This is a genomic window from Collinsella sp. TM10-22, assembly GCF_003466125.1.
Classification (GTDB): domain Bacteria; phylum Actinomycetota; class Coriobacteriia; order Coriobacteriales; family Coriobacteriaceae; genus Collinsella.
The window spans coordinates 75922-97157 of record NZ_QSOC01000007.1 but is presented as its reverse complement, the minus strand read 5'-3'; the positions used below and the strand labels follow the sequence as shown (position 1 = coordinate 97157).

The 21236-nt window shown below is 59.6% G+C and carries 21 protein-coding genes; 12 read left to right on the top strand and 9 right to left on the bottom strand.

Features of this window, described 5'->3' with window-relative positions; all coding sequences use genetic code 11:
- Window positions 1–49: 49 nt before the first annotated feature.
- Window positions 50–988, bottom strand: coding sequence for a LysR family transcriptional regulator (locus DXD94_RS08285; RefSeq protein ID WP_117743872.1), 939 nt, complete (start codon window positions 986–988; stop codon window positions 50–52).
- 277 nt (window positions 989–1265) lie between these two features.
- On the opposite strand from DXD94_RS08285, the gene DXD94_RS08280 reads away from it, so the two are divergent.
- The 3 genes from DXD94_RS08280 to DXD94_RS08270 all read left to right on the top strand — a co-directional run bounded on the left by DXD94_RS08280 (window position 1266) and on the right by DXD94_RS08270 (window position 4059).
- Window positions 1266–2576 carry an O-acetylhomoserine aminocarboxypropyltransferase/cysteine synthase family protein gene (locus DXD94_RS08280; protein WP_117743871.1) on the top strand — a complete coding sequence of 437 codons (1311 nt, stop codon included), beginning with the start codon at window positions 1266–1268 and terminating at the stop codon, window positions 2574–2576.
- Window positions 2577–2888: 312 nt separating this feature from the next.
- Window positions 2889–3665 carry a hypothetical protein gene (locus DXD94_RS08275; RefSeq protein WP_117763793.1) on the top strand — a complete coding sequence of 259 codons (777 nt, stop codon included), beginning with the start codon at window positions 2889–2891 and terminating at the stop codon, window positions 3663–3665.
- Window positions 3666–3852: 187 nt separating this feature from the next.
- Entirely contained in the window at window positions 3853–4059 is a 207-nt protein-coding gene (locus DXD94_RS08270; RefSeq protein WP_117735313.1) for a hypothetical protein, read from the top strand.
- Window positions 4060–4167: 108 nt separating this feature from the next.
- On the opposite strand, the gene DXD94_RS08265 is transcribed toward DXD94_RS08270, so the two are convergent.
- The gene (locus DXD94_RS08265) at window positions 4168–5082 is read right to left on the bottom strand and encodes a ketopantoate reductase family protein (protein ID WP_233505228.1); all 915 of its coding nucleotides are present in this window, start codon (window positions 5080–5082) and stop codon (window positions 4168–4170) included.
- A gap of 125 nt (window positions 5083–5207) precedes the next feature.
- Complete coding sequence (locus DXD94_RS08260) at window positions 5208–5978, bottom strand: cyclase family protein (RefSeq protein WP_117763791.1); 771 nt, start codon at window positions 5976–5978, stop codon at window positions 5208–5210.
- Between the two features lie 162 nt (window positions 5979–6140).
- On the opposite strand from DXD94_RS08260, the gene DXD94_RS08255 reads away from it, so the two are divergent.
- The 6 genes from DXD94_RS08255 to DXD94_RS08230 all read left to right on the top strand — a co-directional run bounded on the left by DXD94_RS08255 (window position 6141) and on the right by DXD94_RS08230 (window position 12711).
- A complete protein-coding gene (locus DXD94_RS08255) occupies window positions 6141–7331 on the top strand; it encodes an aldo/keto reductase (protein ID WP_117763790.1) in 1191 nt (396 codons plus the stop codon).
- 91 nt (window positions 7332–7422) lie between these two features.
- Entirely contained in the window at window positions 7423–8442 is a 1020-nt protein-coding gene (locus DXD94_RS08250) for a Gfo/Idh/MocA family protein (RefSeq protein ID WP_117763789.1), read from the top strand.
- A gap of 151 nt (window positions 8443–8593) precedes the next feature.
- Complete coding sequence (locus DXD94_RS08245; protein ID WP_117763788.1) at window positions 8594–9460, top strand: deoxyribonuclease IV; 867 nt, start codon at window positions 8594–8596, stop codon at window positions 9458–9460.
- Window positions 9461–9607: 147 nt separating this feature from the next.
- Complete coding sequence (locus tag DXD94_RS08240; RefSeq protein ID WP_117763787.1) at window positions 9608–10468, top strand: ABC transporter substrate-binding protein; 861 nt, start codon at window positions 9608–9610, stop codon at window positions 10466–10468.
- A gap of 116 nt (window positions 10469–10584) precedes the next feature.
- Entirely contained in the window at window positions 10585–11946 is a 1362-nt protein-coding gene (locus tag DXD94_RS08235) for an ABC transporter permease subunit (RefSeq protein WP_233540353.1), read from the top strand.
- Window positions 11947–11958: 12 nt separating this feature from the next.
- Window positions 11959–12711 carry an amino acid ABC transporter ATP-binding protein gene (locus DXD94_RS08230; RefSeq protein WP_117763785.1) on the top strand — a complete coding sequence of 251 codons (753 nt, stop codon included), beginning with the start codon at window positions 11959–11961 and terminating at the stop codon, window positions 12709–12711.
- A gap of 116 nt (window positions 12712–12827) precedes the next feature.
- Here the strand turns inward: DXD94_RS08230 and DXD94_RS08225 are convergent, their stop codons facing one another.
- Entirely contained in the window at window positions 12828–13247 is a 420-nt protein-coding gene (locus DXD94_RS08225) for a flavodoxin (RefSeq protein ID WP_117763784.1), read from the bottom strand.
- Window positions 13248–13293: 46 nt separating this feature from the next.
- On the bottom strand, window positions 13294–13998 hold the full coding sequence (locus tag DXD94_RS08220) for a DUF3793 family protein (protein ID WP_117763783.1): 705 nt from the start codon (window positions 13996–13998) through the stop codon (window positions 13294–13296).
- Window positions 13999–14175: 177 nt separating this feature from the next.
- Between DXD94_RS08220 and DXD94_RS08215 the strand changes: the two genes are divergently transcribed.
- Window positions 14176–14559 (top strand): heavy-metal-associated domain-containing protein, encoded by a 384-nt coding sequence (locus tag DXD94_RS08215; RefSeq protein ID WP_117763782.1) that lies wholly within the window; start codon window positions 14176–14178, stop codon window positions 14557–14559.
- Window positions 14560–14587: 28 nt separating this feature from the next.
- On the opposite strand, the gene DXD94_RS08210 is transcribed toward DXD94_RS08215, so the two are convergent.
- Together DXD94_RS08210 and DXD94_RS08205 are read right to left on the bottom strand one after the other, a co-directional pair.
- Entirely contained in the window at window positions 14588–15013 is a 426-nt protein-coding gene (locus tag DXD94_RS08210; protein WP_233540352.1) for a hypothetical protein, read from the bottom strand.
- On the bottom strand, window positions 15006–16511 hold the full coding sequence (locus DXD94_RS08205) for a DNA repair protein (RefSeq protein WP_233505109.1): 1506 nt from the start codon (window positions 16509–16511) through the stop codon (window positions 15006–15008). Before DXD94_RS08205 ends, DXD94_RS08210 begins: the two co-directional genes overlap by 8 nt.
- 238 nt (window positions 16512–16749) lie before the next feature.
- Here DXD94_RS08205 and DXD94_RS08200 point away from each other — a divergent pair, with 238 nt between their 5' ends.
- A complete protein-coding gene (locus DXD94_RS08200; RefSeq protein ID WP_233540166.1) occupies window positions 16750–17274 on the top strand; it encodes an iron-containing alcohol dehydrogenase in 525 nt (174 codons plus the stop codon).
- 199 nt (window positions 17275–17473) lie between these two features.
- A complete protein-coding gene (gene pgi, locus DXD94_RS08195; RefSeq protein ID WP_117763779.1) occupies window positions 17474–19168 on the top strand; it encodes a glucose-6-phosphate isomerase in 1695 nt (564 codons plus the stop codon).
- A gap of 141 nt (window positions 19169–19309) precedes the next feature.
- Here the strand turns inward: pgi and DXD94_RS08190 are convergent, their stop codons facing one another.
- Window positions 19310–20614 carry a VirD4-like conjugal transfer protein, CD1115 family gene (locus DXD94_RS08190; protein WP_117763778.1) on the bottom strand — a complete coding sequence of 435 codons (1305 nt, stop codon included), beginning with the start codon at window positions 20612–20614 and terminating at the stop codon, window positions 19310–19312.
- Window positions 20607–21224, bottom strand: a complete 618-nt coding sequence (locus DXD94_RS08185) for an ATP-dependent Clp protease proteolytic subunit (RefSeq protein ID WP_117763777.1) — start codon at window positions 21222–21224, stop codon at window positions 20607–20609. The genes DXD94_RS08190 and DXD94_RS08185 overlap by 8 nt, the downstream gene beginning before the upstream one ends.
- Between the last annotated feature and the right edge of the window lie 12 nt (window positions 21225–21236).

Genomic DNA, 21236 nt, shown 5'->3' with positions numbered 1-21236 from the left:
TAGGCGCTTCTCGCGTGGGTGTCCATTGTAGCGCCGCGTTCGGCGAGGGCTAGCAATCTATGATATCTATCCCGTCTCCAGATGGCTGGCTTTCGTGGATGATGCGGCCGAGCTCGTTGAGGTATTGCTGCAAGAGGGGAGAGGGCTTGCGCTCGTCGTGCATGATATAGCCCACATGCATCGTCGGGGCGTCTGCCAACGGGATCGATGCCATGCCCCATTGCATTTCATTGGAGAGGACGCCGGTCGACAAGGTGTAGCCGTTCGACGTGATGAGCAGGTTGGTGAGCGTTCCGCGGTCCGAGATGCGAATGTTTCGATCGCAGGGGATATAGCTAAACGGTTCCTCGGCGTAATAGAAGGAATTTGAGGTTCCCTGCTCAAAGCTGTAGCGCGTGTAGGGCGTGAGGTCGGCAAGCGATAGCTGGGCACGACGTGCGAGTGGGTGGCGTTCGCTCACGAAGACGTGGACCGTTGCATCGAAGAGGGGATGGAAGCTCGCGCGGGCGTCGGTAAAGGTCTTCTGCAGGACGCGGGCATTAAAGTCATCCAGATACAGAATGCCGATATCGCTGCGAAATGCGCGGACGTCGTCGATGATTTGCGACGTGGTGGTTTCGCGCATGATGAACTCGAACTTGCTGTCGCGGCAGCGCTCGACGACGTTGATAAAGGCCTCGACCGAAAAAGCGTAGTGCTGGGCCGAGATGGCAAGGCGCGCCTGGGGTGTGCCGCCGTCCTCGTAGCGGGCCTCGAGCATATCGGCCTGCTCTACGACCTGGCGCGCATAGCCCAAAAGCTCGGTGCCGTCGTTGGTGAGCGTGACGCCGCGGCTGGAGCGCGTGAAGATCTCCAGATGGAGCTCCTGCTCTAGGCTTTTGACGGCGTTGGAGATATTGGACTGCGCGGTATAGAGGCGCTGGGCTGCGGCGTTAATTGAGCCAGACTCCGCCACGGCGATAAGAAAACGAAGCTGCTGGAGGGTCATCGGCGCCCGTCCTTTCGATAGCTATCTAAAAAACCGATAACAGGTTAGCGCTTTTAAGTGATTGACCGAACGATGCAACGCTCGTACTATTCAAAACACACAAATGCGGTAGGTAATTAAGACGACCACGGAACCGGGACGTCAAAAAGGGGGACCGCATATGCACTGCTTACCAAGACGAATGCCGGGCTCCTGTTTGCGCCCGTTGGCGTGATCAGGAGGCAGCGACTAACTTCTCTCACTCTTAGTTACTTTTTATTCGATCAAGGAGATCATCATGAGCCAGTTCATCAACAACCCCGAGCACACCTTTGGTTTCGACACCCTGCAGCTTCATGTTGGCCAGGAGAGCGCCGACCCCGCATCCGACGCCCGCGCTGTGCCTATCTACCAGACCACGAGCTATGTGTTCCGTAACTCCCAGCACGCCGCTGACCGCTTTGGTCTTGCCGACGCCGGTAACATCTACGGCCGTCTGACCAACTCCACTCAGGGCGTCTTTGAGGATCGCATCGCCGCGCTCGAGGGTGGCGTGGCTGGTCTCGCTGTCGCTTCGGGTGCTGCCGCCATCACCTATGCCCTGCAGGCCCTCGCCCAGGCCGGTGACCACGTGGTCGCCCAGAAGACCATCTACGGCGGTTCCTATAACCTGCTGGAGCACACGCTCTCCCAGTTTGGTGTCGAGACCACCTTTGTCGACGCCCACAACCTGGACGAGGTCGAGGGTGCCATTAAGGACAACACCACGGTTATCTACCTCGAGACGCTCGGCAACCCCAACTCCGATATCCCCAACATCGACGCCATCTCCGAGATCGCCAAGAAGCATGGCCTTCCGGTCGTCGTCGATAACACCTTCGGCACCCCGTATCTGTTCCGTCCGCTGGAGCACGGCGCCAACATCGTCGTTCACTCTGCGACCAAGTTTATCGGCGGCCACGGCACCTCGCTGGGCGGCGTGATCGTCGACGGTGGCAACTTTGACTGGAAGGCGAGCGGCAAGTATACACAGATTGCCGAGCCCAACCCCTCCTACCATGGCGTTTCGTTTGCCGAGGCTGCCGGCCCTGCCGCCTTCGCGACCTATGTCCGCGCCATCTTGCTGCGTGACGAGGGCGCCTGCATTAGCCCGTTTAACGCCTGGGTCCTGCTCCAGGGCACCGAGACCCTGTCGCTGCGCGTTGACCGTCATGTCGAGAACACCAAGAAGGTCGTTGAGTTCCTGGCTGGTGACAGCCACGTCGCCAAGGTAAACCACCCGAGCCTGCCTGAGCACCCCGATCACGAGCTCTATCAGAAGTACTTCCCCAACGGCGGCGCTTCGATCTTCACCTTTGAGATTAAGGGCGGCCAGGAGGCCGCCTGGAAGTTCATCGATCATCTGCAGGTGTTCTCGCTGCTCGCCAACGTGGCCGACGTTAAGTCGCTCGTCGTGCACCCGGCTACCACCACGCACTCCCAGCTCTCTGCCGAGGAGCTCGCCGAACAGAACATCACGCCCTCCACGATCCGTCTTTCCATCGGTACCGAGAACGCCGAGGATATCATTTGGGATCTGAAGCAGGCTTTCGCCGCGCTGGACGAGTAAGGCGACTTGTGCAAGGACCCCTTGCGACTCGATAGGTATAACTGCATAAAATGCCTGCTCAAGGCGCCTGCGCAAGCAATGGTTGCGCAGGCGCCTTTTTTGCATAGGGAAGGCGATATTACAGGGTTTTTGGCATGCTTTATGCATTCGAGTTGTGGAAAACTCCTGTTGAGAGGATGTGAGTTTTACGCAATTGACGTGCGCCTTTTGAGTAAAACCGCAGGTCGCGATTTGCTCGGGGTACTATGCAGCGCGATCGAATCACACACAGCTCAAACGCAGCAAAAACGCACTACGGAGGTTTCCAGCTACATGAGGATTGATTCACGAAAACCGAAAGCCGCCGCTCTTTCCGCCGCTCTGACCGTGGCACTTTTGGTGGGCGCCGGCGCAACCGATGCCCACGCCGCAACACTGTCCGATACGGTTGGATCTACGCCGTCCGAGACGACACTGGTACAGCCCGTTGACTATCGCGGCGATGGTTATGGCTCTATGCAGGAGTGGAACGCCTCGATGGAGGCCAAGCGCGATTCCCTGGAGATGCGCGCTCAGATCATTATGAATATGTATGGCGACTATGCTACCGATGACGAGCGCGCTGTGCTGCAGGGTTGCATCGACGGTGCGGGTAGCCTTTTGACGATGGGGGAGGTCGACGCCAGGTCGACCGAGCTCGATGAGCTGCGCACTGCGCTTGAGGATGCCAAGTGCGAAGCGCTCGAGGCTGCCGCGGCCGAAGCCGAGGCTGCCGAGGCCGCCCAGGCTTCGTACTACAACGCCGGTTACAATCCGTCCTACGCGTCTGCCGCGTCCTACGCGAACGGATCGGGCCTGACGCGCTCTGCGGGTGTAAATAACTACAACGGGCGTCGTGAGACCTATTACAGCAGCAACGTGCTTTATCACTATCGCACGGGCGAATGGACTCAGGATTCTGAGGGCTTTTGGCGCGATTCCGACGGCTATTACGTTGTTGCCGCGGGCGATATGGCCCAGGGCTCGACCTTTACGGGCTCCAAGGGTGATTGCAAGGTCTATGACTCCGGCTGCGCTGCCGGAACCACCGACTACTACACCGGATGGTAATTTTTCTGCATCACGGATATTTGGCGGATGGGCGTCTTTACCGAGCTTTAGGGCAACGTAAGGACGCCCGTTTTTTTGTGCGTGCTTGAATTAACAGAGCGCTTACCGTGGCAGTACACTGCGCATATGGGAGCGGGGCACACTAAGTCATGAGAAGCAAGGTCTTTCCCGTGGAGGAAGTGGTCTCATGAACGCTCGAGATATCGCTATTGCCGCCGTTGCACTTGCGCTGGGTTGTCTTGGTCCTACAGCCGCGCTTGTCGCGGGCATGCAGGGCTTGTGCGGAGCTGCTCCTATCGTTGTGGGGGCCCTGATTGCTGTCGCTGCGCTGGGAAGCGCCGGCGTCGTCCTTTGCCGTGAGGATGAGGACGAGATGCGGGGCTCGCAACTCTAACAGCCGTGAAGCTGGTTTTAGCTATAGATGAAGCAGGAAACCGCCGCAAGTGGAATGTCCCTTGCGGCGGTTTTGCCGTTGAGTCTGTTGGCTGCGGTATGTCGAGCGCTACCAGCTGGCCTCGATTTCGCGGATGCGCGAATAGAGCCATTCGTTTTGCGGCACTTGGATATCATGCTTGGCCGCGAGGTGACAGATGGTACCCGCAAACTCCTCGACCTCGGTCTTGCGTCGTGCGATGCGGTCCTGTGCCATCGAGGGCATGCCGACGGGATCGAGCCCTTCGATGAGGTGCACCATCTGCGTCAGATCCGCTTCGGTGAGCTCGATGCCCTCGGCGTTGGCGACCGCAAGCGTCTCGCGCATGGCGGAGACAAAACTGCGGAGCTGCTCGGATCCCTGCTCCGTGGCGCTTCCGTAGGTGCCGCCGTAGGCCATGCAGGTTTGGTTGATGCCGTCGTTCAGCATGAGCTTGGCCCACATACGATGTGATATGTCGTGCTCGACGGTGTGGGCGATACTGCAACGCGTGTAGAGCTCGTCGATGGCGGCAACGGTTGCGGGATCCGTGCCGGCCGCCGCGCCAAAGCGGATTTCACCAGTGTTGGTAAAGGTGAGCTCTCCGTTGAGGAACACGGCGTCCATGCCCTGGCAGATACCCAGGACGGTGTGTTCCCAGCCAAAGCGCTCGGCAATCTTTTGTTCGCTCGTGATGCCGTTGCACAGTGACGCAATCAGCGTGTCGGGACCCACGACGCTTTCCATGGTTTTGAGTGCCATATCGAGCCCGGTTGTCTTGACAGTGAGAATGACCAGGTCGACGGGCGTCGCTTCGCTCGCGCGGACGGACTTGAGCGCGCAGGGCTTGCCGTTGATATTGAGCGCATCGCCCGCGTGGCGCTCAAAGCGTGCGTCGTCCATGACATATTCAACAGCGTCGTTGCCGAGCGCTTGGGCGATCATGCTGCCGTAGAGTAGGCCGACACCGCCCTTGCCGATGAAGGCGACCTTGTTGATCTGCATATGAATCATCTCCCCATAAAAAGGCGCCCACGTACGGGGCGCCTGATGGATTGTATGCTGTCGGGGTATGTTGTGTGCGCCGGATAGCGGTATTTAGAAGAACGAACGCATGGGAACACGGGAACTTATGACGCGGGGCAGACCGCAAAGACGCGTGCGGGGTATCCGACGCCATCACGCACTTTGGGGAAGGTGCAGAAGATGACAGCACCCGTGGCGGGAAGCTCATCCAGATGATCCATGACCTCGATTTGGTAACGGTCGACCGAAAGGATGTATTGTTCGCCGGGGTAGGGGTAGGCGTCCTCGCGCGTGGTGATGGTCGCCGGATCGGTATCTGCGGGCTCGTGACCGATGGCGCCGATGTTGCGCTCTTCTACAAGCCATTTGATGGCGTCGAGATCCCAGCCGGGGTAGTGGGGCCGGCCGTCCTTGTCCTTGTTTTCGAGGTCGGCGAGCTTGGACCAGTCAGAGCGGAAGGCGACGAAAGCGTCCTCGGGAATACGACCGTGCTCGTCCTCCCAGGCTTTGAGGTCCTCGATGGTCAGGATAAAGTCGGGATTTGCGGCGCACTCCTCGTGCTTGTCGATCACGCAGAGCGGATGCATAAACTCGATGGGTTCAATCTCTCCAAGGGAACGACCCTCAACATGGAAATGCCGCGGTGCGTCGACGTGGGTGCCGTATTGCGAGGCGACCGAATACTGAAAGCAGCGCATGGGCGCGAGCATGTCCCCGGGCGTGTCGGGCAGGTAGTCGAAGAGCTTGGTGGACTCAAACGGCTTAAAGCCAAACCAGTGCGGGGTGTCGCACGAGAGCGTGTGGGTGAGGTCGACCCAGCGATAATCGGTGCTTTTGAGCTGGGATGCGAGGTTCCAAAGGTCGAGCGTGGGCATGGGCGACTCCTTTCATCGGGCTTTTTGCTGATGTTAAAGCGGTGCCGTGACAGCTCGATTTCTGCTGCGTTACGATACGTTCTCGATTGCGATTCCGATGTGTTTCGATGACGTGACGGGTTTGTTTCGCCTTGTCAGGACTTCGATGGGAGGGGAGGGGCCGTGCAATATCGCGTTGACCCCAAAAGCGGCAACCGTATCTCGGCGTTGGGACTGGGCTGCATGAGGTTTCCCGGTGCGCCGGGACGCCCGGATGCGAAGACCGCCGACGCCATCATCTCCCGTGCGGTGGAGCAGGGGATTAACTACCTGGACACGGCCTATCTCTATCCCGGCAACGAGGCTTGTGTGGGCGCTTCGCTTGAGCGCCTAGGCCTACGCGACCAGGTTTTGCTCGCGACCAAGCTGCCGCATGCTTCGTGCAAATGCGCGGAGGATTTCGACCGGTTCTTCGACGAGCAACTGCGCCGCCTGCGGACCGAACATATCGACTATTACCTCATGCACAACATTACCTCGCCCGCCCAGTGGGAACGTGTGGTGGCGTTGGGCATCGAGGACTGGATCGCGCGTCAAAAGGCGGCGGGGCGCATTCGCCAGATTGGTTTTTCGTACCACGGCAGCGCGGCGGACTTCCTTACGATGCTTGACGCATATGACTGGGATTTTTGCCAGATCCAGTACAACTATGCCGGCGAGCATTACCAAGCGGGAACGGCGGGACTCATGGCGGCTGCGGAGCGCGGGCTCGCGGTGTTTGTGATGGAGCCGCTGCTGGGCGGTCGTCTAGCGGGTAAACTGCCGCCGCGGGCCCGCGCCGTGCTCGATAGTGCCCGTGACCCGCATTTGCGCACTCCTGCCGCCTGGGGTCTTTCGTGGGTGTGGAATCATCCTCAGGTGACGATGCTGCTTTCGGGTATGACCGATACCGTGCAGGTGGATGAGAACGCAGTGTTGGCCGATCGGGCCCTGCCGGATTCGATGACAGCTACTCAGCTCGATGCCATCGCGCGCGTGCTGACGGAGTTTGAAAAATCGAACCGTGTGCCCTGCACGGGATGCGGCTACTGCATGCCGTGTCCCAAGGGTATCAACATTCCCGGCTGCTTTGCCGCCTACAACGCGAGCTATGCGCACAGCTGGTTTACGGGTCTATCGCAGTACTTTACGGCGAGCGCGGTGCGCACAAGCGAGGCCAAGCTGGTGAGCAATTGCGTCAAGTGCGGCAAATGCGCGCGCCACTGCCCGCAGCATATCGATATCCCCGAGCGTCTCGATGACGTGCGCCGACGCTTCCAGCCGGGCCCCGTAACGGCCATGCTTAAAGTCTTCAGCAAAACTCGCTCCTCATGACCCTTTTATATCTTGTGATGGAATAGTTCCTGTTTGCGGCAGAATGGGGCGATAACAGGAACTATTTCGCCGCAACTGATGGGAGGCTATCGTGGGTGACCGAGGTTTACGTAATGATTCGCGTGAGGTCCGTTGGGGCATTTTGGGCGCTGGGCGCATTTCTCATCGATTTGCATCGTCGCTCAAGAAGGTCGACGGGGCACGGCTGGTGGCTGCGGCCGGCCGCACTCCTGCACATGTCGAGGAATTTTGCCGAGCGTTTTCGATCGATGCTGCGCATGGCCATGCCTCGGTCGACGATAACGGCAATGCGGCTTATGACGCGCTGATTGCCGACCCCGATGTCGACGCAATCTACTTGGCGCTTCCGCATGGCATGCATACGCGTTGGGCCTGTCGCGCGCTGTGCGCCGGAAAGGCCGTGCTGTGCGAAAAGCCGGCCGTTTTGAGTGAGGAAGAGGCTCTCTCGATCGCCTCCACCTCTCGCGAGCGCGGCGTGCTGTTTATGGAGGCGATGAAGAATCGGTTTTGCCCGATGCGCACTTGCGTGAAAGACTTTCTTGCGTCGGGTGAGCTTGGCCGTATTGTCTCGATTGAAAGTGTGCAAAAGCTCGATTACGGCGAGTCTCCTTCGGGCTATCTGCTTGATTCGCTGCAGGGCGGCTGTCTATATGACATGGGCTGTTATGCGGTCGGTTGGTTTGAGGATTTGCTCGCGGGCGCGTGCGAGGTTTCGTCCCGTGAAGTTCGCTGGCGTGACGTATCAGGCGGCCGTGTCGATTTGGCCGACGAGATCCATATGAGCGTCGGAGGTATACCCATTCATATGGTGTGCGACGGCAAAGCAGCATATGAAAGCCGCTTAACGATTGCCTGTGAGCGGGGCTCGTTGGAAATCGAGCGTCTCCATCGCCCCGAGCTCGCCCATGTGAAGTACTCCGACGGTCGAGTACTCGAAATCGATGCACCATTTGAGGTCGATGATTTTTACGGTGAGACATCGCATGCGACGCAGCTCATTCAGGCGGGGAAACGCGAAAGCCCCATCATGTCCCTAGCCGCCACACGGCGCTGCGCACGCATCATCGATGCGATTCGTTTGAAACTTTAGGGCGCGGGGGCATGGCGCCAGCGCTTGGAATGCCTGGAGGCCTTTGCCCCTGATGCCCCTTTTATAACTTGCGGTGGAATACGGTCTGTTTGCGCCAAAATAAGGCACCAATAGACCGTATTTCACCGCAACTGATGAGGGGGAGCTGGGGATGCTGACGATCGGGTGTCACCTATCCACGACGAAGGGCTATCGGGCAATGGGGGAGACGGCGCTGTCCATTGGCGCCAATACCTTTGCATTCTTTACGCGCAACCCGCGCGGCGGCAAGGCGAAAGACCTTGACATGGATGACGTGGCAGCCCTGCGCGAGCTTATGGAGCAAAACGATTTTGGTCCGCTCGTGGCACACGCCCCGTATACCTATAACCCCTGTTCTGCCAAAGAGCGGGCGCGCGAGTTTGCCTTGGAGGCAATGGCCGAGGACTTGCAGCGCCTGGAAGCGCTGCCCGGCAACTACTACAACTTCCACCCCGGCGCGCATGTGGGGCAGGGGACTGATGCCGGCATTCAGATGATCGTCGACACCTTGTGTCAGGTGATGTTTGAGGGGCAGCAGACGACGGTGCTGCTCGAGACCATGGCGGGAAAGGGTACCGAGGTGGGCCGTAGCTTTGAGGAGCTGGCGCTCATCATCCAGGGCGTTGCCGACAAACGCCCCGAGCTGTCGGTCAAGTTGGGCGTTTGCCTAGACACCTGCCATGTGAGCGATGCCGGCTACGGCATCATCCATGATCTGGACGGCGTACTCGACGAGTTCGACCGCGTGGTGGGTATCGACCGCTTGCGTGCCGTACACATCAACGATTCGAAGAACCCCTGTGGCGCCCATAAAGATCGTCACGAGTGCATCGGTAAGGGCTACCTTGGTAGCGAGGAGCTTGGCGGCGGTATGCAGGTTATGCAGAATATTGTATCGAATGACCGTCTGCGTGCGCTGCCTTTCATTTTGGAGACACCGAACGAACTTGCAGGTTATGCGGCTGAAATTAAACTCTTAAGGTCTTTGCGGCAGTAATTAACAGCCACAAAGTGGGTGTTTCATTCACGTTATGGGCTTGTTTCAATCAGTTTTCTCATTGCAGATTCCTACAAGCGGGTGCATAATAACCCTCGGTTTTTGCAGACCCCTGAATCACGCGGGGTCATTGGAAGGAGACTGATCATGAAGCTCAAGAAGCTTGGCGCATTTGCCGCCACGGGTGCCATGGCGCTCGCCCTTGCTCTGACGGGCTGCGGCTCGTCCAACGCCACCTCTGGTTCCGATGCCGGTTCCAGCAGCTCTGACGACGCTAAGGTCGAGAAGGTCGACGGCTCCAAGGAGTACGCGCTCGTCAAGGACGGTACGCTGACCGTCGGCACCTCTGCCGAGTACGCTCCGTTTGAGTACAAGGATGACAACGGCGATTATCAGGGCTTTGACCTTGAGCTCATCAAGGCTATCGGCGACAAGCTGGGCCTGGATGTCGAGTACGTCAACAACGACTTCGACACGCTCGTCCCCGGCGTCGCTTCGGGCACCAAGTATGACGTCTCCATTGCGGCTATCACCGACACGCCCGAGCGTGAGAAGGAAGTCGCTTTCTCCGATTCCTACTACATGGACGATCAGGCTATCGTGACCAAGGTCGATAACACCGACATCACGGCTGACAATTACAGCGAGAAGCTCAATAACGCCGACGCTACGATTATCGTCCAGTCCGGCTCGACCGCCGAGGCCTTTGCCCAGGAGAACTTCCCCAAGGCCAAGATTGTTCCCTACAAGGACGCCACCGAGTGCTTCAGCGCCCTGCAGTCTGATAAGGGCGATGCCGTAGTCACCAACCGCTCCGTCGCCAGCCAGCTGACCGCCGAGCAGTTCAACACCTGCCAGACCATCAAGCAGATCAGCACTGGCGAGGAGTACGCCATCGCCGTCAATCAGGGCAACACCAAGCTCAAGGACGACATCAACCAGGCCATCAAGGACCTGACCGATGACGGTACCGTTGACGCTCTCATGGCTAAGTACAACATCAAGTAAACAGATACTTGATTGCGTGTGGGCCCTTTCCGTTTAGCGGAGAGGGCCTTTGCGCTTCTTTCGACGGAGAGTGTTTCCGTCTCTTTTTGCCGGCAACTTCTACGATAGGAGCCACCTTGTCTCGACTGAACAAAGGGGCCGCTGAGCAGCGTTCTTCACTACCCGCCTTGCTCCAAAAGCTAGCCTGTGTCATGGCCGTGGCGCTCGCGCTGGTGTGCGTGGGGGCATCTGCGCCCTCGACTGCCCAAGCGCTTGAGACCGCAAAGATTACCGCCCGACCCAACACCGGCTCGGGCAGCGATGTGGTCGGCGGCACCGAGACACGCATTACCTGGGAAGTTCAGGCCGATGCCGACGAGGAGCTGAGCGGTCTTTCGCTGACGTTTGTCGACGGCACGACGTTTGGTACCGATGACACGCGATTGACGATGCTCTCGGGCGAGGACCTCATGGATCGCACACCCATGAAGCCCACGTGCACGGCTGATGGCCAGACGCTCAAGATCGACTTTGGCGAGACGGCGCCTGCCGGCGGCTTTTTCCGTGTCGAGGTGTACGGCGTGACCTTCCCCGTCGAAGGCGGCGACGAGGCCTTTAGCGGCACCTATACGCTCGCCGACGGTTCGACCAAGAAGATTTCCAAGATTCCTTCCGTCGAGATTAAGGGCGTGACGGCCTTCGATAACTTCCAGGCCGATCTTAAGGAACAGCCGTGGGTCGAGGCTTGGAATTCCAATATGTTCCTGCGCCTGTTCTTGAACCCGGTCATTTTGGTCCAGAGCCTGCCGGTCGTATTTAAGGGCTTCCTTATGTCGCTCTCGATCGTGCTTGTGGCGTTTCCGCTGGCAATCCCCTTTGGCTTTGCCTTGTCGCTCATGCGCATCTCCAAGTCGCGCATCCTGCGCTGTCTTGCCGGCATCTACGTGAATATCATCCGTGGTACGCCGGCGTTCCTGCAGATCTATATCGCGTTCTTTGGCCTGCCACTTGCCGGCGTCAAGGTGGACGACTACGTCTTGGGCGTTATCGTCATGGCCATGAACTCGTCTGCGTACCTGTGCGAGATCTTCCGTGCCGGTATTCAGTCGATTCCCAAGGGCCAAAACGAGGCTGCCCGCTCGCTGGGCATGAATGCCTTCCAGACGTTGCTCTACGTTATGATTCCGCAGACGTTCCGCAATGTCCTGCCTACGCTGACCAGCGAGTTTATCCTGCTTTACAAGGATACGTCACTGCTCGCCGCCGTGGGCGTGGTCGAGATCGTCATGAATGCCCGCACCATCGTGGCGACGACGGGCTCCATCACGCCGTATGTGGTTGCCGCTCTGTTCTATCTGGTCATTACCCTGCCGCTTGCGCGCTTGGTGAGCGGTCTTGAGGCGAGGCTTCTGGGGACGGCCGAAACCAAAAAGAAGCGTCCCACCAAGAGCGCCGGACAGGTTGTCGCGACACCCGCCGATCATATTGCAGGTCTGTAAGGAGGTTCTATTATGAGCGAAACCAATAACTCGAACGAGGTCGTCGTCAGCATCAAGAATCTCCAGAAGGCCTTTGGCGATAACGTGGTCCTGCGCGACATCGATCTGGATGTGCACAAGGGCGAGGTCGTCGTGGTCCTGGGCCCCTCGGGCTCGGGTAAGTCGACGATGCTTCGCTGCATTAACCGTCTTGAGGAGCCCACGAGCGGCTCGATTGTCGTTGAGGGCGTGGATGTGTGCGCCAAGGGCGTCGACCTCAATAAGGTGCGTACGCACTTGGGCATGGTGTTTCAGCAGTTCAATCTGTTTCCGCACCTGTCGGTCAAAAAGAACGTCATGCTTGCGCAACAAAAGGTGCTCAAGCGCAGCAAGGAAGAGGCCGAGAAGATTGCCGTCGAGGAGCTGACCAAGGTCGGTCTGGCCGAGCGCATCGATTTTATGCCGAGCCAGCTTTCGGGCGGCCAGCAGCAGCGCGTGGCCATCGCCCGCGCCCTGTCGATGAATCCGCACGTGATGCTCTTTGACGAGGCTACGTCGGCGCTTGATCCCGAGCTCGTCCGCGACGTCCTTGCCGTCATGCGCGATCTTGCGCGTGACGGCATGACGATGATCGTGGTGACGCACGAGATGGGCTTTGCCCGCGACGTCGCCGACCGCGTCGTCTTTATGGACGGCGGCGTTATCGTGGAGGAGGGCACGCCGAGCGAGGTCTTCGACCATCCCAAGAGCGAGCGCACCAAGGCGTTTTTGGGCAACATCTCGTAGCTGCTTTATGTGGCTGACATAGCAGAAAACGGGGCTGGATTTGGATCCAGCCCCGTTTTTGTTGGGATGCGAATGTGTTTTGGTGCAGAGCCGCGTATGGGCGGAGCTTATCGCCGTTAGGCGAGCTCGGCTCCAAGGGCGCGACAGGCGGCCTCTGCCTCATCGTCGGGGGCGTCGTAACAGATGACGGAATCGACGACGTGGACGCCGGCCTCGTCGGCGTCCGCCTTCCAGTTGTCCATCCATTCGCCCTCGGCCCAAGAATAGGAGCCAAAGAGGACGACCTTCTTGTCGCCGAGGGTCTCCTTGACTTCGTCCCACATCGGCTGAAACTCATCGTACTCGAGCTCCTCGGAGCCCATGGCGGGGCAGCCGAAGGCGATGGCGTCATAGCCGGCGGCCTTGTCGGAGGAGAAGTCGGCGCAGGAGATGACCTCTGCCTCGGCGCCGGCTGACGCCGCGCCCTCGGCAACGAGGTCTGCCATGGCTTCGGTGCTGCCCGTGCCGCTCCAGTAGACGATTGCGATCTTGCTCATATGTTTTCCTTTCGGTTGTGCGGCGTGCGGCCGCGGTTTGTATGTTCTATCGGGTTGCCTGGGCAAGTTTTGCGAGGCTGTGGCCCTGCTGGTAGATATGGGTGAGGTGCTGCGTGCAAGCGTGGTAGGATTCGAACGTCGCAAGCGCTTGCTCGACATTTGTGTAGACCTTCCAAGCTCCAAAGACCTTGTAGTTCTCGCCATGCTGGACGATGACCTGATGGACGTCGTCGTAGGGGTATCCCAAAAAGTAGCCAATTTCGTGGGGGAACTCACAGGTGCAGCTGTTATTGCAGTGGGCTTGATGGTCCAATGCACACCGTGCCTGGTCACAGGCGCATTCCGCGGCGTTAGTGCTCGCGAGCGCGATGCGTGATGCCAGGTGTGCGAGACATATTGGCAGATTGTCGGTGTCGTAGCCCTCCTTGGCGAGCGCCGTTTTGGCGCGCGGGTCCGCAAGGTATGTGGCGAGGCTATGGGGCCGATATGCGTACACAAGCGCCCCGCAGGGACGCCAGACCAAAACACTCAGGTGGATGCCGAGCGGGTCGAGTTCGTGGTTGCACTGGGCTATGACGTTGAGCAGGCGACCGCGTCGATCGGCGATCGGCGCGGTCGCACTCGAGCCATCCTGATGGGCATAGATGTCGAGATAGGTAAAAAGCGATGCTGGTTTGATGCCCGCGAGCGTGGGGGAGCAGTTGCGCACGACCGCTGCCTGAAACGTTGGGATGTCTATGGTTCGAGTCATGGTCCCCCTTTTGAGTCCTCACCTGTTAACCAAGGAAAACTTATACACGAAAGTAAGCCTAGTTCAACTAAAAAGTAAGAAATAGGAAACTATTTGATTGAACTGACATGAGCTAGGGGTAGGATGGTGACACCTCACGCGGGTATCTCTGAATGAGCTACGAGGAAAGGGGAGCGCATGGAAGATCTGCTTAACCCTGCGAATATCATCGTACTGGCCGTAATTGCCGTCGGTATGTTCTTTGGACTGCGCCGCATTGTCGCATCGACGCGCGGCAAAAGCTGCTGCAGCGATGGCTCGAGTGGCAAAAAAGTTAAAAGGGTCGTGGTGGCCGATACCGACAAATCTCACTACCCCTACTGCGATGAGCTGCTCATTGGCGGCATGAGTTGTGATGGCTGCGCGCACAACGTTGAGAATGCCCTTAATGCGCTGCATGGCGTGTGGGCAACGGTGACGTTTGCGGACCACACAGCGCGCGTGCGCTCGAAGCATCCGATTGGCCGCGAGACGCTTGAGGCCGTGGTAAGGGGCGCGGGTTATTACGTCATGAGGCTCTAGTCGCTCGCATCGAGGCCGAGGCGTTCGATTAGGCTCGGCCGCGCAGCTCCACGTCTTGGATATCGTCGAAGTTAATGGCGATATCCTTAAGTTTGAGCAGCTTGAATGCGGGGAGCACTTCATCGAGAATGCCGGTACGGCTACGATAACCGTACGTATCGTAATAGGTGACGCGAACCAAGTCGCCGCGTTTGAGGCCCTCGAGCTTTTTCGAAAGCTCGAGGGCTTTTTCTTCCGTGAGTTCGCATTTGGGCTCGACAGTGATTTCTTGCTTGCGTACGAGCTCGTAGTATCCCGTGAGAGCGGCGAAGGGCATAAACTGCGCGGCGCGCCCGGCGCGAACGGCGCCGTTGGCGGTGAGTTTGGGGTCGGCGGAACGACGTCTTCCCTCGGGGTCCGCCAGGCGCTCAAATGGTGTCGGCGGCCGCATCGGTTGTTGTTGGGGCTTAGGCACGATGTCCTCCTACCTGATCGTTGCGCTCGCGTGCGGTGGCGCCGGCGGTAAAGCTCAATCCTTTGACCAGGGCGTTCTTGCCGTACTTGCCTTTCACGGCCAACACGGCGCGCGCCAGATCGCGTTCGCGCTCGTCGGCCTCGACGTTGCTGAACAGATCGACGGTAGCGAATTCCTCGGGCATGAGATTGCCAAAGCCCAGGTTGATGCGCTTGATCGGTCGTTTGGGGTCGACAGTCTGCGCCCAGAGCTCATCGAAGTAACCCATGATCTTCTTAAATGAATTGGTGCGCTCGGGCAGTTTTCGCGAGGCGTTGGAGTGTGCGAAGAGTGCGGCATAGCCACCGCGCGGTTTGCCGCCGTGTTCCCCCACAAAGATGCCGTCGATTGCCTGCGCCTCGCGCACCAGGCGACGCCGTTCGTCATCGCGCTGGACGGGCTTGGGCGCACGGGGCGCGAGTTCGGGGCCGGCGGTCGCGGTAGGCTCGATACCTGACGTGCTCGAGCGCAGGTGTCCGCATCCGTCTACATATTGCGCCGTGCCGCTGGCATCGAGTCGGCGTATGTCGGCTCGCTCGCTCGCGTAGCCCACGAAGAGCGAGATGCTGTCACACACCACGTGCTTATCGACCAAGTCCAGTACGGCGTTGTCGACCATCTCGCGCAAGACGGTGTAGGCCTGCTCGTAGGCATAGCCCTTTGAGAGCACCTGTCCTGTGGTGGTTGAGGTTGCCTGCGGGCGATAGGCTTGGATATCGGCGATGGTTGTCGGCTCGCGCCCGAAGGCGTGGTCGATGAGATACTCGGCATTGACGCCGAGTTCATCGTAAAGCAGGTTTTCGTCGAGCGCGGCTACGCCCATCAGGTCGTAGACGCCGTACTTTTCGAGCCGGGCCGCCACACCGGGGCCGATACCCCAGATATCGGTGATGGGTCGATGCGGCCAGATCTCCTTGCGAAAGGTTTCGTTATCGAGTATGCCGATGCGGCTGGGTACGTGCTTTGCGGTAATATCGAGCGCCACCTTAGCCTGGAATAGGTTGGGGCCGATACCGACGGTGGCCGTGATGCCGGTGCGCGCGAGGACCTCGTCGCGCAACATGCAGGCGAACCCTTCGGCATCGGTGTGGTAGAGGTCTAGATAGGGCGTCACGTCGATAAAGCACTCGTCGATTGAATAGACGTGAATGTCTTGCGGGCTCACGTATTCCAGATAGATGCCGTAGATTTTCGCCGACACCTCCATGTAGTGCTGCATGCGCGGTACGGCCTTGATGTAGTCGATGCCGTCGGGAATCTCGAACAGACGGCAGCGGTTGTGTATCCCGAGGTCTTTCATGGCCTGCGTGATGGCAAGACAGATGGTCGTGCGTCCGCGCGATTCGTCGGCAACGACCAGGCACGTGGTGAGTGGGTCGAGCCCGCGGTCGACACACTCGACGCTGGCGTAGAACGTCTTAAGGTCGATGCAGATATAGGTATGCTGCTCGTGCTCCACGCGTGCCCTCCCATCAAACACATGTTCTTATCGAATACCTGTTCGATAATACCTGCTTGCGCGGACATCGTCAAAACCTGCCAAAAAGGGACTGGTTTGTTTTGGTGGGTATGGTCGTGCGGCTGCATCGGGTTTTTAACGCGGCTCTAAAGAGTGCGAAACAGCTCGGAAAACCTCGCTTCGTAGCATGGGCCTAACGATTGATACCGCCTATACGCACGGAGGGGTTGTGGGAAAGATGGTCAATTATGGGTTTGGTATGCCGACGCGCCTTGTTGCGGATGGAGACGTGGCTCGCTGGTGCGGACGATTGGTCGCTCACTACGGTGGCACCAAGGCGTTGGTCGTGCTGGGTGGCGACAAGCATACGCGCGATGAGCTTGTCTCGGCGGCACTCGGCTCGCTTGATCGAGCTCTGCTCGAGCGCGTGCTTTTCCGCTGCGGCTCGGTTGAGGGCGACGGGGGAGACGAGCCGATCGACGAAGCCGTGGCCCTGGCGACCGACGAAGGCGTGGACTTTGTCTTGGCGATTGGCGATGCCGATACTGCCGGCTTTGCACGCGAACTCGCCCGTCGCATGGCGACGCTCGATGCCGGCGAAGACGGCTTTGTGCCTTATGGATGCATTGTCTCGGAGGGCAAGGTGCCTGCTGTCGTGGGCACCGGTGAGGTTCCGGTTTTTGCCATTATCGCGCCCGAACTGCTGGAGGGCATTGGGTCTCCTCTGCGCGAGCTGCTCGGCAGTGTGTGCGCCGCGGCCTAATATTTGCCAGGAAGGAACAGGTTAATTTTGGTAGGTAAAGCGTTTGACCTGCCAAAATAAACCTGTCCCTATTTGGTCGGTTGCCGTTTGGGGGCCGATTGGCAACGCTCGCTGATTGTAGTCTTGACCTGCGTTAGAATAGTGGAATCTGAATGTCCGGGCGCATGGAGGCGTGCGCCCGTATGCCGAGGAGGACTTTATGGCAACTGTTGCCGCACCTATCGATGCTACGTCGACTGACGCTTGGAAGGCGCTCGAGGCTCATCAGGAGAAGCTCGAGGCCGAGGGTATCGACCTCAAGGCCTGGTTCGCCGCCGATCCCGAGCGTGTGAACAAGCTGAGCTTTGACGCCGGTGACCTGCACTTCGACCTGTCTAAGAACCTGGTGACCGACGAGACCGTCAAGCTCCTGTGCGACCTTGCCCGCGAGGTGAAACTCGAGGAGCGCCGTGACGCCATGTTCTCCGGCGAGCACATCAACACCACCGAGGACCGTGCCGTCCTGCATACCGCGCTGCGCCGCCCGGCCAGCGAGAAGGGCCAGCTCATCGTCGACGGCCAGGACGTTGTCGCCGACGTGCACGAGGTCCTTGACCGCATGTATGCCTTCGCCGAGCGCGTGCGCTCCGGTGGGTGGAAAGGCGTTACCGGCAAGAAGATCGAGCACCTGGTGTCCATCGGCATCGGCGGCTCCGATCTGGGTCCGGTCATGGCTTACGAGGCCCTGCGTCCCTATGCCGACGCCGGTATCGATTGCCGCTATATCTCCAACATCGACCCCAACGACCAGGCCGAGAAGCTCAAGGGCCTCGATCCCGAGACCACGCTCGTGATCATCGTCTCCAAGACCTTCACCACGCTCGAGACCCTCACCAACGCCCGCGAGGTCAAGACCTGGATGCTCGAGCAGCTCAAGGCTCAGGGCGCCATCGATGGTTCCAATGAACAGAACGCCGAGGCCGTGGCAAAGCACTTCGTCGCCGTTTCCACCGCACTCGAGAAGGTTGAGGCCTTCGGTATCGACCCGGCCAACGCCTTTGGCTTCTGGAACTGGGTCGGCGGCCGCTATTCCGTTGACTCCGCCGTGGGCCTGTCGCTGATCGTCGTGCTCGGCCCCGAGCGTTTCCAGCAGTTCCTCGAGGGCTTCCACGCCATCGACGAGTACTTCTGCAACACCCCGCTCGAGAACAACGCCGTCGCGCTGATGGGCCTGCTCAACGTCTGGTACGTTAACTTCTTTGGTTCCAAGAGCCACGCCGTGCTTCCGTACTGCCAGTACCTGCACCGTTTCCCGGCCTACCTGCAGCAGCTCACTATGGAGTCCAACGGCAAGCATGTCCGCTGGGACGGCAGCGCCGTGACCTCCGACACCGGTGAGATCTTCTGGGGCGAGCCCGGCACCAACGGCCAGCATGCCTTCTACCAGCTGCTGCACCAGGGCACCGTGGTGGTCCCGGCCGACTTCATTGCCTTCGCCAACACTGCCAACCCCGCAACCGACAGCGGTCAGGATGTCCACGAGCTGTTCCTGGGCAACTTCTTGGCCCAGACCAAGGCGCTCGCCTTTGGCAAGACGGCCGACGAGGTGCGCGCCGAGGGCACGCCCGAGCAGATCGTTCCGGCCCGCTGCTTTGAGGGCAATCGCCCGACGACCTCGATCTTCGGCGATACGCTGACCCCGTTCGCACTCGGCGAGCTCATCGCCCTGTACGAGCACATCACGTTTGTCGAGGGCACGGTCTGGGGTATCGACTCCTACGACCAGTGGGGCGTCGAGCTGGGCAAGCAGCTTGCCAAGCAGATCACTCCGGCCTTCCATGACGACGCCGCCAAGGCCGAGCAGGACGCTTCGACTCAGGCGCTTATCGAGTTCTATCGCGCGCATCGCAAGTAGTCGCTGCTGTTAACGCATCGCGTCTTATAGTCAGGGGCCCGTATCCTATCGGATGCGGGCCCCTTTGCTTTGCCGTGGTCCCGGGGCGCACGGCCTTTGTGGAACATCGCCGGGGCGCCGCGCGCCGCGAGAACCCTGCGCCTAGATCTCGGCCTCCGCATGGCCTCGCTGCGCCTCGGGCAGCTCCCCGTAGAGCGGATGGTCTTCGAGCCTAAAGCGCTCGACCTGTTCGGGAGTGCGACCGCGTACAAAAAGCCACGAGCGATCAATCGGCGTCGCCATGAGCGTGCTGGGCAGCGCGTCGGCGCGGTCGGAAAACGCCCGGGCACTCTCGGGATCCTGGAACGCCAGCACCAGATGCGTGTCGCAGTTGCCCATGATGGAGCGTGCGCGTGCCTCGCCATAGAGCGCATCGAGCTGGTTGGTCGACTGCAGCAGCAGCGTTGCCCAGATGTTGCGGCTTCGGATAATCGAGAGCACGTTGTCGATCTGGGGGATCTGCAGATTTGCGAAGTCATCGAGCATAAAGCGCACGGGCACGGGCAGGCTGCCGTCGGGCTGCCTATCGGCCTCACGAATGAGGCCCATAAACGCCTGCGAAATAAAGAGGCCGGTCAGCGGATCGAGATTGCGGTCAATATCGCTCACGGTTACAAACAGGGCGCAGGGGGTGTGTCCCATGGAAGCGAAGTCCACCTGGTGGCACTCACGATAGAGCTGTGCCGCACCGTCGAATCCCAGACACATGACCTTTTCGGCAAGGATGCCGACGATGCTTGCGTGCATGCGCTCGGCATTTTGCGTAATGGCGTAGCGCCGCCATAGCGAGAGGGCATAGCTTTGGGGGTCGGTCGTGATCAGGTCGTCAAACAATCGACCCGTGGCACCGTCCTGCAGGTGCTCGATCAGCTTGATGACCGAGCTGATCGTCTGCTCCTCGGCGGGTAGCTGTTCGGTGACGTAGGCGATAAGACACGACAGCAGGTTTGCCGCCGCATGATCCCAAAAAGGCTGGTTGTTGTCCTCGATGGGGCAGATGGCCTTTGCCACCGAGAGGATGTCCTGCTGGTTGGGCCTGCCGTCCGCCTTGCGGCGAATGTGCCTTAGGGGGTTGTAGCCGCAGCGCTCGATGCCGCATGCAAGGACCGGGACGGTGTTGAGGTCGGCGAAGTTGAGACATTGCACGCGGTAACCGTGGGCTGCCAGCACGGGTCCCACTTCGCGACAGAGCGTGCCTTTGGTGTCGAGCACGATGTAGCTTGCGTTCATTTGCAGCAGGTTGGGCTTGAGGACGTTTCGGGTCTTGCCGGCTCCCGAGGGGCCGATCACAAGTGCATTGTTGTTGAGTCCCGTTTGGCGGGTGTCGCAGGAAAGCGTTCGATCCTTGGCGAGGATGGTGGACGATGCGGACTCAGATGCGGCGAGGCGGCTGGCGAGGTTAGACATGGGCGACCTCCTTGGTGGTCGAGAGGATTTCGTGGGCAAAGCCGAGTTCGACGGCGCGCTCGGCCGAAAGGTAGGTGTCTTTTGCAGTGAGGGACTGGATACGCTTGGGCGTGAGACCGCTGCGGTCCGAGAGGATTTGCGTGAGGGTCTTGCGGGTCTGCATGAGACGCCGGCTGGTTTCCTGCAGCGCAAGTGCCGAGCCGCCTGCCCCCTGGGGGATCAGCGGGTCGTGAATCATGAGCTCCGCATGGGGCGCCATACGGCGATCGTCGCCGCCCATAAAGATCACGGCGCCCATGGACGCGGCGAATTCCAGACAGACGGTGCGGATGGGGCACGATGCGAGGCGCATGGCGTCATAGATAGCAAGACCCGATCGAACGCTTCCCCCGGTGCTGGCGACAAATATGGTGATGGGACGGCTGGGGTCGGTGGCATCGAGCAGGCGGATTTGCTGGCACAGGTCGTGGGCCATCGGGGTTTCGATGTTTCCCATGACGGAGAGCTCGCGACGGGCGAGCATCTCATCGTAAATGCTGGTGAGCGTGATACCTCGGGCGGATTCGCGCATGGTGAGGGGACTGATGACGGGGGAATGATTGGTGTCCATGGGGACTCCTTT

Coding starts and splice junctions, on each gene's coding strand:
- DXD94_RS08260 (WP_117763791.1), bottom strand. CDS start 5,978: ATGCCCACGCTCGACCTTTGGAACCTCGCATCCCAGCTCAAAAGCACC.
- DXD94_RS08225 (WP_117763784.1), bottom strand. CDS start 13,247: ATGAGCAAGATCGCAATCGTCTACTGGAGCGGCACGGGCAGCACCGAA.
- DXD94_RS08190 (WP_117763778.1), bottom strand. CDS start 20,614: ATGTCTAACCTCGCCAGCCGCCTCGCCGCATCTGAGTCCGCATCGTCC.
- DXD94_RS08245 (WP_117763788.1), top strand. CDS start 8,594: ATGCTGACGATCGGGTGTCACCTATCCACGACGAAGGGCTATCGGGCA.
- DXD94_RS08220 (WP_117763783.1), bottom strand. CDS start 13,998: ATGACTCGAACCATAGACATCCCAACGTTTCAGGCAGCGGTCGTGCGC.
- DXD94_RS08200 (WP_233540166.1), top strand. CDS start 16,750: ATGGTCAATTATGGGTTTGGTATGCCGACGCGCCTTGTTGCGGATGGA.
- DXD94_RS08240 (WP_117763787.1), top strand. CDS start 9,608: ATGAAGCTCAAGAAGCTTGGCGCATTTGCCGCCACGGGTGCCATGGCG.
- DXD94_RS08230 (WP_117763785.1), top strand. CDS start 11,959: ATGAGCGAAACCAATAACTCGAACGAGGTCGTCGTCAGCATCAAGAAT.
- DXD94_RS08270 (WP_117735313.1), top strand. CDS start 3,853: ATGAACGCTCGAGATATCGCTATTGCCGCCGTTGCACTTGCGCTGGGT.
- DXD94_RS08185 (WP_117763777.1), bottom strand. CDS start 21,224: ATGGACACCAATCATTCCCCCGTCATCAGTCCCCTCACCATGCGCGAA.
- DXD94_RS08280 (WP_117743871.1), top strand. CDS start 1,266: ATGAGCCAGTTCATCAACAACCCCGAGCACACCTTTGGTTTCGACACC.
- DXD94_RS08215 (WP_117763782.1), top strand. CDS start 14,176: ATGGAAGATCTGCTTAACCCTGCGAATATCATCGTACTGGCCGTAATT.
- pgi (WP_117763779.1), top strand. CDS start 17,474: ATGGCAACTGTTGCCGCACCTATCGATGCTACGTCGACTGACGCTTGG.
- DXD94_RS08265 (WP_233505228.1), bottom strand. CDS start 5,082: ATGCAGATCAACAAGGTCGCCTTCATCGGCAAGGGCGGTGTCGGCCTA.
- DXD94_RS08285 (WP_117743872.1), bottom strand. CDS start 988: ATGACCCTCCAGCAGCTTCGTTTTCTTATCGCCGTGGCGGAGTCTGGC.
- DXD94_RS08275 (WP_117763793.1), top strand. CDS start 2,889: ATGAGGATTGATTCACGAAAACCGAAAGCCGCCGCTCTTTCCGCCGCT.